General features: G+C 68.7%; 13 protein-coding genes. 11 read left to right on the top strand and 2 right to left on the bottom strand.

What is annotated here, in order from left to right; genetic code table 11:
• Window positions 1-120: 120 nt before the first annotated feature.
• Window positions 121-342, bottom strand: coding sequence for a BldC family transcriptional regulator (locus AB0K18_RS47050; RefSeq protein WP_026214226.1), 222 nt, complete (start codon window positions 340-342; stop codon window positions 121-123).
• A 257-nt stretch (window positions 343-599) separates the two neighbouring features.
• Here AB0K18_RS47050 and AB0K18_RS47045 point away from each other — a divergent pair, with 257 nt between their 5' ends.
• Window positions 600-818, top strand: coding sequence for a DUF4229 domain-containing protein (locus AB0K18_RS47045; protein WP_364928685.1), 219 nt, complete (start codon window positions 600-602; stop codon window positions 816-818).
• Here the strand turns inward: AB0K18_RS47045 and AB0K18_RS47040 are convergent.
• Window positions 815-2,020 carry a hypothetical protein gene (locus AB0K18_RS47040; RefSeq protein WP_364928682.1) on the bottom strand — a complete coding sequence of 402 codons (1,206 nt, stop codon included), beginning with the start codon at window positions 2,018-2,020 and terminating at the stop codon, window positions 815-817. The genes AB0K18_RS47045 and AB0K18_RS47040 overlap by 4 nt on opposite strands.
• Before the next feature lie 77 nt (window positions 2,021-2,097).
• Between AB0K18_RS47040 and AB0K18_RS47035 the strand changes: the two genes are divergently transcribed.
• The 10 genes from AB0K18_RS47035 to AB0K18_RS46990 all read left to right on the top strand — a co-directional run.
• Window positions 2,098-2,814: a demethylmenaquinone methyltransferase gene (locus tag AB0K18_RS47035; protein WP_364928679.1), complete on the top strand. Its 717-nt coding sequence runs from the start codon at window positions 2,098-2,100 to the stop codon at window positions 2,812-2,814.
• Between the two features lie 513 nt (window positions 2,815-3,327).
• On the top strand, window positions 3,328-4,560 hold the full coding sequence (locus tag AB0K18_RS47030) for a geranylgeranyl reductase family protein (RefSeq protein WP_364928676.1): 1,233 nt from the start codon (window positions 3,328-3,330) through the stop codon (window positions 4,558-4,560).
• Between the two features lie 64 nt (window positions 4,561-4,624).
• Window positions 4,625-5,020, top strand: coding sequence for an NADH-quinone oxidoreductase subunit A (locus tag AB0K18_RS47025; RefSeq protein WP_355415532.1), 396 nt, complete (start codon window positions 4,625-4,627; stop codon window positions 5,018-5,020).
• A 2-nt stretch (window positions 5,021-5,022) separates the two neighbouring features.
• Entirely contained in the window at window positions 5,023-5,574 is a 552-nt protein-coding gene (locus AB0K18_RS47020; RefSeq protein ID WP_080043645.1) for an NADH-quinone oxidoreductase subunit B, read from the top strand.
• 86 nt (window positions 5,575-5,660) lie between these two features.
• On the top strand, window positions 5,661-6,266 hold the full coding sequence (locus tag AB0K18_RS47015) for an NADH-quinone oxidoreductase subunit C (RefSeq protein ID WP_364928827.1): 606 nt from the start codon (window positions 5,661-5,663) through the stop codon (window positions 6,264-6,266).
• The gene (locus tag AB0K18_RS47010; RefSeq protein ID WP_345394352.1) at window positions 6,263-7,588 is read left to right on the top strand and encodes an NADH-quinone oxidoreductase subunit D; all 1,326 of its coding nucleotides are present in this window, start codon (window positions 6,263-6,265) and stop codon (window positions 7,586-7,588) included. Before AB0K18_RS47015 ends, AB0K18_RS47010 begins: the two co-directional genes overlap by 4 nt.
• Window positions 7,585-8,241, top strand: coding sequence for an NADH-quinone oxidoreductase subunit NuoE (gene nuoE, locus AB0K18_RS47005; RefSeq protein ID WP_345394355.1), 657 nt, complete (start codon window positions 7,585-7,587; stop codon window positions 8,239-8,241). Before AB0K18_RS47010 ends, nuoE begins: the two co-directional genes overlap by 4 nt.
• Window positions 8,238-9,527, top strand: a complete 1,290-nt coding sequence (gene nuoF, locus AB0K18_RS47000; RefSeq protein ID WP_364928672.1) for an NADH-quinone oxidoreductase subunit NuoF — start codon at window positions 8,238-8,240, stop codon at window positions 9,525-9,527. The genes nuoE and nuoF overlap by 4 nt, the downstream gene beginning before the upstream one ends.
• Window positions 9,524-11,911 carry an NADH-quinone oxidoreductase subunit G gene (locus AB0K18_RS46995; protein ID WP_364928669.1) on the top strand — a complete coding sequence of 796 codons (2,388 nt, stop codon included), beginning with the start codon at window positions 9,524-9,526 and terminating at the stop codon, window positions 11,909-11,911. The genes nuoF and AB0K18_RS46995 overlap by 4 nt, the downstream gene beginning before the upstream one ends.
• Window positions 11,908-12,348, top strand: a 441-nt coding sequence (locus tag AB0K18_RS46990; protein ID WP_364928666.1) for an NADH-quinone oxidoreductase subunit H, incomplete at its 3' end; no start/stop codon positions are given. The genes AB0K18_RS46995 and AB0K18_RS46990, both read left to right, overlap by 4 nt.

The raw sequence follows: 12,348 nt of genomic DNA, 5'->3' as shown, positions 1-12,348 counted from the left end.
CTTCCCCGAACGGAAGTGTCGGCAGGAAAGCACGCGAACAGTGGGTTCCGCCAGCGGTGATCCTGGCATGGACCACTTGTGTAGCGGTCCATCATGCAGGATCACCGACTTGACGGAACGTCAGACGCGCGGGGACTCACCTGCTGGCCTGTCGGCCGTGAGAACGTCCTCGCCTCGAAGAAGGGCGTGGACTTCCGACTCGCGGAAGCGCCGGTGCCCTCCGGGGGTGCGGATACTGCTGATGCGGCCTGCCGCTGCCCAGCGTGTAACCGTCTTTGGGTCTACCCGGAAGAGGGCGGCAACCTCTCCTGGGGTCAGCAGACGCTCGCTGCTACTCTCCACCAATCTCTCCCCCTCGCATCCCGCTTCCTGCCAGCGGGCGGACAGGTAACCAGTGTGTCGAGCGAAGCCTGATTTATCCGTGGTTTTCTACAAAGATCACGGGTTGTTATCAGCTGACTGCCCGATTGTTATATGATAGAGCCTCTTTGGGGCTCTCGTGGGTGTTTCTTTACGAAACTCCCTAACTGGGAACAGTAGCAGTGCTCGCGTCCCGTGCGAAGAGCGAGCGCCGCACAGGTCCGAGTAACCTCGAAGCCGTGCATCCCGTTCTCGTTTACACCGCGTCGCGGATCGGCCTGTTTGCCGTGACCTCGCTTGTGCTCTGGCTGCTCGGCCTGACAAACCCGCTCGCGCTGATCATCGCCTCATTCGTGATCAGCGGCATAGCGAGCTACGTGCTGCTGTCGAAGCAGCGCGATGCCATGAGCGAACGCCTCAGCGCAAGGATCGACCGCCCGAAGCCGCAGGACGACTAGGGCAGGGGGAACATGCCAATCCGGGCATGGTACTCCCGTCCGAGTCTCGTTGTGTCGCTACCGACAAGTAGTCCGGCGCTGTGGGCGTAAAACGCCTTCACACCGATGCCGCGCTCCCGCGTGGGATTCCAACTCAGGGCCTTTCCGGTACGCGGATGAATGGCCCCGATCCCCGGCCGTGACACCGCTCCAGGGCCGGCCGAGTCGCGGCCCCGCGGATTGTCCAGCCAGCGCTGGTGCCCGCCCACATAGACGGCGGCGCCGGTCACCGCGACCGAGTACAGCGAATCGCCGCCCGTGGCGTTGACCCAGGTGGGCTTGACGGCCGAGCCCTTCGCGTACGTCTCGAAGCGCGCTGCTGTGTCACATATCCCGCCCTTTGGCCCGCCTGTGGTGACGATCACGAAATAGCGGCCGTCGGGGGAGAAGTCGAGACCCCGTACATACGAGGGAAAGGCGGTGGCGCAGCGGCGCGCGTACGTGTCGGTGCGCCAGGCGGCGACCCGCGCGGCGGGGCGGCTGATGTCGACCAGCCCGACCTGAGGCCGCGCATGGCCGTCGAGCGTGGTGAACGTGCCGTCCACCAGCAACCTGTCGCGGGTGACGGCCAGCGCCTGCACCTTCACCCGCGCCGTCAGCGGGTTGTCCGGCTTGATCGCGAAGCCCGGGTCGGCCGCGCCCGTGGCGGCGTCGAGCCTGGCCAGGGCGGTGCGCGGGCTGACGAAGTCACCGCCCACGTAGAGCTGGGAGCCCTGCCTGGCCAGCGTGCTCACCATGCCGCCGCCGATGCGCGGCTCGAAGCCGGGCACCAGGGCGCCGTCGGCGACCCGCAGCTTCGCCAGGCCGCGGGCGCGCTGGTGGTCGACGCCGTGGAACTCGCCGCCGACGTAGACGGTGCCGCCGTCGCCGGGCGCGAGGCCGTACACGGGGCCCGCCACGCTGGGCGCGAAGTCCCGCAGAATGCGGCCGGTGCGCAGGTCGTACGCGAACAGGTTGTCGCGCGGGAGCACCGTGCTGCGGCCGGCGTCGCTCACTTCGCTGAACGAGCCGCCGACCACGACGGTGCGCCCCACGACCGTGATCGCGTTGACGATGCCGTCGAGCACATGGGGAGTGGTGTCGATCGGGTCGGCCGACACGACGCGCGTCTGCGCGACGGGGGACGAGGTGATGATCGCCGCAAGGGCGACACGGGCAAACATTCGCCAATATCTAGCAGACTTACGGTAATCGAGTTGCTACTTTCCGTTGAATATCCTGATGGCCATAGGGTGTGGGCATGACGCGCGCTCAGTTGGACAAGAGGCCGGACGAGGTCGCCGCGATGTTCGATCGCACCGCCCGGCGTTACGACCTGGTGAATGACGTGATCTCCTTGGGGCAGGTCAGGGCCTGGCGCAAGGCGGTGGCCGCCGCGGTCGACGCCGGCCCCGGTGAGCTGGTGCTCGACCTCGGCGCCGGCACGGGCACGTCGACCGACGCGTTCACCACGCTGGGCGCGCGGGCGATCGCCTCCGACTTCTCGCTCGGCATGCTGAGCACCGGCGTGCGGCGGCACGGCGGCAACGCGCTGTCGGGTCCTGGGGTGCCCTTCATCGCGGGTGACGCGCTGCGGCTGCCGTTCGCCGACGACGCCTTCGACGCGGTGACGATCTCGGTGGCGCTGCGCAACGTGCACGACACCGGGCGGGCGCTGCGCGAGATGCTGCGGGTGACCAGGCCGGGCGGCCGGCTGGTGATCCTCGAGTTCTCCCACGTCACGGTGAGCGGCTTCGACCTGGTCTACCGCGAATATCTGATGCGGCTGCTGCCCAAGGTGGCCAAGGTCTTCGGCTCCAACGACGACTCCTACGAATACCTCGCCGAGTCGATCCGCGACTGGCCCGACCAGCGCACGCTGGCCGGCATGATCCAGGACGCCGGCTGGGAGCGGGTGGCCTGGCGCAACCTCTCCATGGGCATCGTGGCGATGCACCGGGGATTCAAGCCCGCCTGACTCGCCCGTCGCGGCAATCATTTTCGCCGTCGGCTCGCGTCCGGCGAAAACCTCATTTCCGTCCCGGCCGTTTTGCTCGCCTGGGCCGCACCCGTGGATGTTCCCGGTGCGGCCCAGCGGCATTTCCGGCGCGATTAAGGAATGAGATTTCGGCCCTCCAGGAGTGGCGGGCGCTGGGCGAGAGTCTCAGGACGGCATCGCTCACGGGCCGCCCCGGGGCCGCCGGGGGCTTGACTGCTAGCGTGACGATCATGACTGCGCTGCCCCAGGCGACACGCCGTCCCCTTCGATCACAGAACAGCCCCCCGACTGCCACTATGTACACGAAAAGCAGTAGACTGCGGGCCGGTAAGCTTGTGAAGGGGTTCACAAAGGAACGAAGGCGCGCCACCCCGAGGCCTTCGAGCGTGTGTAGGGACAGGACAGTCCAGTGACCGTGCCAACAGCCACCCACCGAGCGCAGGAGCTCGCCGCGAGTGCGCGCAATCATCGAGCGGTGAAGCGGGCGCGATCATGAGCGATGCCGATGTCATCGTCGTCGGCGCCGGCCCCGCCGGCTCCGCCACCGCCTGGTACCTCGCGCAGACCGGTCTCGACGTGCTGCTCCTGGAGAAGACCAGGTTCCCCCGCGAGAAGGTCTGCGGCGACGGCCTGACCCCGCGCGCCGTCAAGCAGCTCCAGAACATGGGCGTCGACATCGACGCGCCCGGCTGGATCAGGAACAAGGGCCTGCGCGTCGTCGGCGGCGGCCTGCGCTTCGAGCTCGACTGGCCGCAGCTTGAGCGCTTCCCCGACTTCGGGCTCGTCCGCACCCGGCAGGACTTCGACCAGATCGTCGCCGCCAACGCGGTCAAGAACGGCGTACGCCTGATGGAGGGCGTCACCGTCACAGGCCCGGTCCTCGACGACCGCAGCGGCCACATCGTCGGCGTCACCACCAAGGACGGCCGCGAGTTCCGCAGCCCGGTGGTCGTCGCCGCCGACGGCAACAGCACCCGCCTGGCCCTCGGCATGGGCCTGCACAAGCGCGAGGACCGCCCGATGGGCGTGGCCGTGCGCACCTACTTCGAGAGCCCGCGCCACGACGACGACTACCTCGAGACCTGGCTGGAGCTCTGGGACGGCGACACGCTGCTGCCCGGCTACGGCTGGGTGTTCGGCGTCGGCGACGGCACCTCCAACGTCGGGCTCGGGCTGCTCAACACCAGCGCCCAGTTCAAGAACATCGACTACCGCGACCTGCTGCGCCGCTGGTGCCGGTCGATGCCGCAGGAGTGGGGCTTCACCGAGGAGAACATGACGGGCCCGATCCGCGGCGCCGCGCTCCCGATGGCGTTCAACCGCCAGCCCCACTACACCCGCGGCCTGATGCTCGTGGGAGACTCGGGCGGGTCGATCAACCCGTTCAACGGCGAGGGCATCGCCTACGCCATGGAGACCGGCGAGATCGCCGCCGAGATCATCGCGAAGGCCCTCAGGGAGACCACCCCCGCCCAGCGGGAGCGGACCCTGCGGACCTATCCTCGGGTGCTGAAGGACGCCTACGGAGGTTACTTCACGCTCGGCAGATGGTTCGTCGAAGCCATCGGCAAGCCCGGTGTGATGAGCTTCGGCACCAGGCACGGGCTGCCTCACCCGAGGCTGATGCGCTTCGCGCTCAAACTCCTTGGTAATCTCACCGACCGGCGAGGCGATGCGTCGGACATGATCATCAACGCACTCTCGAAGGTCGCGCCACCAGCATGAATCTCAGAATCACCAGATCCCGCTGCGCGCCCGCGCGCGCGGCGACTCCAGAGGAGGCGTAGCGATGGACCTTTACGTGCCCATCCTGGTGCTCGCCGTAATCGCGGGGGGCTTCGCGATCTTCTCGGTCGCCATCGCTCCCTTCACCGGTCCCAAGCGCTGGAACCGCGCCAAGCTCGACGCCTACGAATGCGGCATCGAGCCGACGCCCCAGCCGGTCGGCGGCGGGCGGTTCCCGCTCAAGTACATGGTCACGGCGATGCTCTTCATCGTCTTCGACATCGAGATCATCTTCCTATACCCGTGGGCCGTCTCGTTCGCTCCGCAGACGGACGACCTCGGCCGCGTGGCCACCTCGGGACTCGGCCTGTTCGCGCTCGTCGAGATGCTGCTGTTCATCGTCACCGTGCTCGTCGCCTACGCGTACGTGTGGCGCCGCAAGGGTCTGGACTGGGACTGAAAATGGGACTTGAAGAGAAACTCCCCAGCGGGTTCATCCTCAGCACGGTCGAAGCGGCCGCCGGATGGGCGCGTAAGAACTCCGTATGGCCGGCCACGTTCGGTCTCGCCTGTTGCGCCATCGAGCTGATGGCCACCGGTGGCCCCCACTACGACCTGGCGCGCTTCGGTATGGAGCGCGCTTCGGCGTCTCCCCGCCAGGCCGACCTCATGATCGTGGCCGGCCGCGTGTCGCAGAAGATGGCGCCCGTGCTGCGCCAGATCTACGACCAGATGGCCGAGCCGAAGTGGGTCATCTCCATGGGCGTGTGCGCCTCCAGCGGCGGCATGTTCAACAACTACGCCATCGTGCAGGGCGTCGACCACGTCGTGCCGGTCGACATCTACCTGCCCGGCTGCCCGCCGCGGCCCGAGATGCTCATCGACGCCATCGTCAAGCTGCACGACAAGATCCAGAACATGAAGTTCGGCGCTCACCGCGCCAAGCAGATCGAGGAGCTCGAGCTGCAGGCGCTGCGCACGCTGCCGCTGATCGACCAGGGAGCCTCGAAGTGACCTCGCCCGACAACCTCCCCGAGGTCCCGGACGCACAGGTCCCCGAGACGCCGGAGGCGCAGGAGACGCCGATCGCCCGCCGGGGCATGTTCGGCGCCCAGGACTCGGGTGACACCTCCGGCTACGGCGGCCTCGTCGTCCGCCGGCCGCCGCAGATCTCGACGCCGCGCCCGTACGGGAGCTACTTCGACGAGGTCGTCGACACGCTGGCACTCGACGACGCCATCGAGCGCGTGGTCGTCGACCGCGGCGAGCTGACCCTGCACGTCAAGCGGGAGCGGCTGGTCGAGGTCTGCCAGAAGCTGCGCGACGACCCCGCCCTGCGCTTCGAGCTCTCGCTCGGCGTCTCGGGCGTGCACTACCCGCACCTTGAGGGCGAGGAGCTGCACTCGGTCATCCACCTGTGCTCGATCACCCACAACCGGCGGGTGCGGGTGGAGGCCAGCTGCCCCGACAGCGACCCGCACATCCCATCGACGGTCAGCGTTTACCCTGGTCACGACTGGCATGAGCGCGAGACGTACGACTTCTTCGGGATCGTCTTCGACGGTCACCCCGGGCTCACCAGGATCATGATGCCCGACGACTGGGACGGTCACCCCCAGCGCAAGGACTACCCGCTCGGCGGCATCCCGGTCGAATACCGCGGCGCCACCATCCCGTCGCCCGACCAGAGGAGGAGCTACTCATGAGCACCGCTTATGACGAGGCGACCGAGGGCAAGGTCTATTCGGTCAACGGGGCCGACTGGGACCAGGTCGTCTCCGGCGTACGCGAGTCGGAAGAAGAGCGCCTGGTCGTCAACATGGGCCCGCAGCACCCGTCCACGCACGGCGTGCTCCGGCTGGTGCTGACGCTCGACGGCGAGACGGTGACCGAGGCCCGTGGCGTCATCGGCTACCTGCACACCGGCATCGAGAAGAACATGGAATATCGGACGTGGACCCAGGGGACCACGTTCGTGACCCGCATGGACTATCTCTCGCCGATCTTCAACGAGACCGCCTACTGCCTCGGGGTGGAGAAGCTGCTCGGCATCGAGGACCGCATCCCTGACAGGGCGCAGGCGATCCGCGTGATGATGATGGAGCTCAACCGCATCGCCTCGCACCTGGTGGCGATGGGCACGTTCGGCATGGAGCTGGGCGCGACGACGCCGTTCCTCTTCGGGTACCGCGATCGTGAAATGATCATGGACCTGTTCGAGTACATCACCGGCCTGCGCATGAACCACGCCTACATCAGGCCGGGCGGCGTGAGCGTCGACCTGCCGGCCGGCGCGGTCGACAAGGTCGGCGAGTTCCTCAAGGAGATGCCCAAGCGGATCAAGGACATCCGCAAGCTCCTCGACGAGAACCCGGTCTACGTGCGCCGCACCCAGGACGTCGCCTACCTCGACCTGACCGGCTGCATGGCGCTCGGCGTCACCGGCCCGATCCTGCGGGCCGCGGGCCTGCCGTGGGACCTGCGCAAGTCGCAGCCCTACTGCGGCTACGAGACCTACGAGTTCGACGTCGCCACCGAGCGCGGCTGCGACGTCTACTCGCGCTACCTCGTCCGCATGAAGGAGATGGAGGAGTCGCTCAAGATCGTCGAGCAGGCTCTGGATCGCATCGCGGGGCCGCTCAAGGGCGACCCGGTGATGATCGAGGACAAGAAGATCGGCTGGCCCGCGCAGCTGGCGCTCGGCCCCGACGGGTTCGGCAACTCGCCCGACCACATCGCCCACATCATGGGCACCTCGATGGAGGCCCTCATCCACCACTTCAAGCTGGTGACCGAGGGCTTCAGGGTGCCGGCCGGGCAGGCGTACGCCAGCATCGAGTCGCCCAAGGGCGAGCTCGGCGCGCACGTGGTCAGCGACGGCGGCACCAGGCCCTACCGTGTGCACTTCCGCGAGCCGTCCTTCTGCAACCTGCAGAGCTTCCCCGCCATGGCGGAGGGCGGCCAGGTCGCGGACGTGATCGCCGCGGTCGCTTCTATCGACCCCGTCATGGGAGGTGTGGACCGGTGACTTATTCACCGGAAGTCCGTGAGCGTCTGGAGCGGGACGCCAAGGAGATCATCGGGCGCTACCCCAAGACCCGCTCCGCCCTGCTGCCGCTGCTCCACCTCGTGCAGTCCGAAGACGGCTACGTCTCCGACGACGGGCAGGAGTTCTGTGCCGAGATGCTCGGCATCAGCAAGGCCGAGGTCACCGGCGTCGCGACCTTCTACACGATGTACAAGCGCAAGCCGGCCGGCGACTATCACGTCGGCGTGTGCATCAACGCGCTGTGCGCGGTGATGGGCGGCGACGAGATCTGGGAGCAGCTGTCGGAGCACGTCGGCGTCGGTCACGACGAGGCGACTCCCGACGGGAAGATCTCGCTGGAGCGCCTCGAGTGCAACGCGGCCTGCGACTTCGCGCCGGTCATGATGGTCAACTGGGAGTTCTTCGACAACCAGACGCCCGAGTCGGCCAAGCAGCTCGTCGACGACCTGCGCGACGGCAAGGACGTGCGGCCCACGCGCGGCCCCAAGCGGCTGTGCACCTTCAAGGAGGCCTCGCGGGTGCTCGCCGGGCTGCCCGACGACCTCGCGGGCGACGGCCCGTCGGCCGCGGGACCCTCGCTCGAGGGCCTCAAGGTGGCCAAGGCCAAGGGATGGAAGGCCCCCGAAGCATGACGACGACTTTGACACCGGTCCTGACCGCCAATTGGGACCAGCCCAACTCCTTCACCCTCGACGTCTACGGTGCGTACGAGGCGGCGAAGAAGGCGCTCGGCATGGACCCCGACGCCGTCATCCAGGCCGTCAAGGACTCCGGTCTGCGCGGTCGTGGCGGCGCCGGCTTCCCGACCGGCATGAAGTGGGGCTTCATCCCGCAGGGCGACGGCAAGCCGCACTATCTCGTCGTCAACGCCGACGAGTCGGAGCCGGGCACCTGCAAGGACATCCCGCTGATGATGGCCAACCCGCACGCGCTGGTCGAGGGCATCATCATCACCTCCTACGCGATCCGCGCCAACCACGCCTTCATCTACGTGCGCGGTGAGGTGCTGCACGTGATCAGGCGGCTGCACGCGGCCGTGCGGGAGGCGTACGAGAAGGGCTTCCTCGGCACCGACATCTTCGGCTCCGGCTATGACCTGGAGCTGGTCGTGCACAGCGGCGCGGGCGCCTACATCTGCGGCGAGGAGACGGCGCTGCTGGACTCGCTCGAAGGCTACAGAGGTCAACCCCGGCTCAAGCCCCCGTTCCCCGCCGTGGCGGGCCTCTACGCCTCGCCGACTGTGGTGAACAACGTCGAGTCGATCGCGAGTGTTCCCTCGATCATCGCGAACGGCGCCGACTGGTTCGCCGGCATGGGCACCGAGAAGTCCAAGGGCTTCGGCATCTTCTCGCTGAGCGGCCACGTCACCAGGCCGGGCCAGTACGAGGCGCCGCTCGGCATCACGCTGCGCGAGCTGCTCGACATGGCGGGCGGCGTCCGCGAGGGGCACCAGATCAAGTTCTGGACCCCGGGCGGCTCGTCCACGCCGATCTTCACCGACGAGCACCTCGACGTGCCGCTCGACTTCGAGGGGGTCGGCGCCAAGGGCTCCATGCTCGGCACCCGGGCCCTGCAGATCTTCGACGACACCACCTGCGTGGTCCGTACGGTGCTGCGCTGGACCGAGTTCTACGCCCACGAGTCGTGCGGTAAGTGCACGCCGTGCCGCGAGGGCACGTACTGGCTCAAGCAGGTGCTCAAGCGCCTGGAGGCGGGCCAGGGCACCGAGGACGACCTGGCCACGATCACCGACATCGCCGACAACATCCTGGGCCGCTCGTTCTGCGCGCTCGGCGATGGCGCGACCAGCCCGATCCACTCCTCGGTGAAGTACTTCCGCGATGAGTACCTCAAGCACTTCGAGATCGGCGGCTGCCCGTTCGACCCGAAGAAGTCCACTCTCTGGGGTGAGCAGTGACAGTCGTAGAGACCCAGACGAACCTGGTGACCCTGACGATCGACGGGTTCCAGGTCAGTGTTCCCAAGGGCACGTTGATCATCAGGGCCGCCGAGCTGCTGGGCATCCAGATCCCCAGGTTCTGCGACCATCCGCTGCTCGACCCGGCGGCCAACTGCCGTCAGTGCCTGGTCGACATCCCCGACGCGGGCAACGGCCGCGGCTTCCCCAAGCCGCAGCCGTCGTGCGCGATCGAGGTCGCCGAAGGCATGGTGGTGCAGACCCAGCTCACCTCGCCGGTCGCCGAGAAGGCGCAGCGCGCGGCGATGGAGCTGCTGCTGATGAACCACCCGCTCGACTGCCCGGTCTGCGACAAGGGCGGCGAGTGCCCCCTGCAGAACCAGGCCATGTCCAACGGGCAGGGCGAGTCGCGCTTCCAGGAGCAGAAGCGGACCTTCCCCAAGCCGCTGGCGCTGTCCACGCAGGTGCTGCTCGACCGCGAGCGCTGCGTGCAGTGCGCGCGCTGCATCCGCTTCTCCGACCAGATCGCCGGTGACCCGCTCATCGAGTTCTTCGAGCGCGGGGCCAAGGAGCAGGTGCGGGTGGCCGACGGCCAGCCGTTCAACTCCTACTTCTCGGGCAACACCGTGCAGATCTGCCCGGTCGGCGCGCTCACCGGCGCCGCCTACCGGTTCAGGGCCCGCCCGTTCGACCTGGTGTCCACGCCGAGCGCGTGCGAGCACTGCGCCTCCGGCTGCAGCCTGCGCACCGACCACCGGCGCGGCCGGGTGACCCGCCGCCTGGCGGGCAACGACCCGCAGGTCAACGAGGAGTGGAACTGCGACAAGGGCCGCTGGGCGTTCACCTACGCGCAGCAGCCCGACCGGCTCAAGCAGCCGCTGGTCCGCAACGAGGAGGGCGTGCTGGTGCCCACCTCGTGGCCTGAGGCGCTCGAAGTCGCCGCCCGGGGCCTGGCCGCCGCCCGCGGCAAGGCCGGCGTGCTGGTCGGCGGCCGGGTCACGGTCGAGGACGCCTACGCGTACGCGAAGTTCGCCCGGGTCGCGCTCGCCTCCAACGACGTGGACTTCCGCGCCAGGCCGCACTCGGCCGAGGAGGCGCAGTTCCTCGCCCACGCGGTGGCCGGCAGGGGCATCGAGATCAGCTACGCCGACCTCGAGAACGCGCCCCACGTGCTGCTCGTCGGGTTCGAGCCCGAGGAGGAGTCGCCGATCGTCTTCCTGCGCCTGCGCAAGGCGTGGATGAAGAAGGGGCTCAAGGTCTCCTCGATCGCGCCGTTCGCCTCTCCCGGCCTGGCGAAGATGGGCGGCACGCTCATCCGCACCGCGCCGGGCGCCGAGGCCGACGCGATCGGCGACCTGGTCGGCACCCTGGCCGAGGGCACGATCGTGCTGGCCGGTGAGCGCCTGGCCACCGTGCCGGGCGCGCTGTCCGCGCTGGTCCGGCTCGCCGCCGCCTCCGACGCCCGCATCGCCTGGATCCCGCGCAGGGCGGGCGAGCGCGGCGCGGTCGAGGCCGGTGCGCTGCCCAACCTGCTGCCGATCGGCCGCCCGGTGGACGACGAGACCGCCAGGGCCGAGGTCGCCCGGGCCTGGAACGTGGCCTCGCTGCCCGCCACGCCCGGCCGCGACACCTCCGGCATCCTCGCCGCCGCCCGCGACGGCGAGCTCGACGCGCTGGTCGTCGCCGGCGTCGACCCTTACGACCTGGCCGACCCGGCGGCCGCGCTCGACGCTCTTGAGCGCACGCCGTTCATCGTCAGCCTGGAGATCCGCGCCAGCGCCGTCACCGACCGCGCGGACGTGGTCCTGCCCGTCGCCGCCGTCCAGGAGAAGGGCGGCACGTTCGTCAACTGGGAGGGCAGGGGCCGCTCGTTCGACGCGCCGCTCAAGGTGCCGGGCCTGCAGTCCGACATGGCCGTCATCGGCAACCTCGCCGACCGGATGGACGTGCACCTGGGCCTGCCCGACGCCAAGGCCGTCCGGCGCGAGCTGTCCGGGCTCGGCTCCTGGCGCGGCAGCCGGGTCAGCCCGCCCAACGCCCTGACCCGTCCGCAGGAGGTGCCGGAGCAGGGCCAGGCCCTGCTGGCCACCTGGCACCTGCTGCTCGACGAGGGCAGGCTGCAGGACGGCGAGCCGTACCTCGCGGGCACCGCCCGCACCGCCGAAGCACTGGTCTCGGGCCCCACGGCCGCCGAGCTCGGTATCGCCGACGGCGACAAGCTCGTCGTCGGCGACTCCGCCAACGGCTCCGTGACCCTGCCGGTGCGCATCGCCGACCTGCCCGACCGCGTGGTCTGGGTGCCGGCGAACTCCGGCGGCTGCTCGGTCACGCGTGACCTGCGCGCGGTGGCCGGCGACATCGTCACCATCGGGAGCGCCTCATGATCCACGTTCTCGCGGCCGATCCCACCCTCGCCGACTTCGGCAAGGACCCTCTGTGGATCACGATCATCAAGGCCGTGATGCTGTTCGCTTTCCTGATGCTGGGCATCCTGTTCGGCGTCTGGTTCGAGCGCAAGCTGATCTCGCGGATGCAGCACCGCTACGGCCCCAACCGGGCCGGCAAGTTCGGTCTGCTGCAGTCCGTGGCCGACGGTCTGAAGATGGGCCTGAAGGAGGACATCTTCCCGCGGACCGTGGACAAGGTGCTCTACCTGCTGGCGCCGGTCATCATGGTCGTGCCGGCGTTCCTGGCCTTCTCCATCGTGCCGTTCGGGCCGGTGGTCAACCTGTTCGGCGTGCAGACGCCGCTGCAGCTGGTCGACCTGCCGGTGGCGGTGCTGTTCATGCTGGCCATGGGCGCGGTGTCGGTCTACGGCGTG

The organism is Nonomuraea sp. NPDC049421, from assembly GCF_040677005.1.
Taxonomy (GTDB): Bacteria; Actinomycetota; Actinomycetes; order Streptosporangiales; family Streptosporangiaceae; genus Nonomuraea; species Nonomuraea salmonea.
Note: the sequence above shows the minus strand (reverse complement) of the source record. Positions and strands in the feature narration are given on the sequence as shown.

Bases quoted from the DNA above. Each gene is read 5' to 3' on its own strand.
- AB0K18_RS47040 (WP_364928682.1), bottom strand. From the start codon at position 2,020: ATGTTTGCCCGTGTCGCCCTTGCGGCGATCATCACCTCGTCCCCCGTC.
- AB0K18_RS47035 (WP_364928679.1), top strand. From the start codon at position 2,098: ATGACGCGCGCTCAGTTGGACAAGAGGCCGGACGAGGTCGCCGCGATG.
- AB0K18_RS47030 (WP_364928676.1), top strand. From the start codon at position 3,328: ATGAGCGATGCCGATGTCATCGTCGTCGGCGCCGGCCCCGCCGGCTCC.
- AB0K18_RS47025 (WP_355415532.1), top strand. From the start codon at position 4,625: ATGGACCTTTACGTGCCCATCCTGGTGCTCGCCGTAATCGCGGGGGGC.
- AB0K18_RS47020 (WP_080043645.1), top strand. From the start codon at position 5,023: ATGGGACTTGAAGAGAAACTCCCCAGCGGGTTCATCCTCAGCACGGTC.
- AB0K18_RS47015 (WP_364928827.1), top strand. From the start codon at position 5,661: ATGTTCGGCGCCCAGGACTCGGGTGACACCTCCGGCTACGGCGGCCTC.
- AB0K18_RS47010 (WP_345394352.1), top strand. From the start codon at position 6,263: ATGAGCACCGCTTATGACGAGGCGACCGAGGGCAAGGTCTATTCGGTC.
- nuoF (WP_364928672.1), top strand. From the start codon at position 8,238: ATGACGACGACTTTGACACCGGTCCTGACCGCCAATTGGGACCAGCCC.